The following is a 247-nucleotide window of genomic DNA, read 5'->3' on the forward strand; positions in this document are numbered from 1 at the left end:
CGTCACGCGGGTCGCAACAGAAAGGGATTTCATTGCAAAAAACAAACGGTGTGTGCCCTCACCGCCTTCCCCGACGGTGCATGGGCGTCACGGCGGCGCACCCTGCGGACGCACCACCACCTCGTTGGCCGGTATCCGGGCTGGTGGAATCAACCGTCGTCGCCTTCCCAGGCACCCATGGGGCGCCCAGTGGCTGGGAGACGAAAGCGGGGCATCGGCTGGCACCGACACCCGTCCACTTACCGTT

At 65.2% G+C, this 247-nt stretch carries 1 riboswitch.

The window, feature by feature from the left end:
• Positions 1–108 precede the first annotated feature (108 nt).
• Positions 109–247, reverse strand: a riboswitch (cobalamin riboswitch). This riboswitch is flagged as partial in the annotation.

It is taken from the genome of Aquabacterium sp. A08 (genome assembly GCF_011742065.1).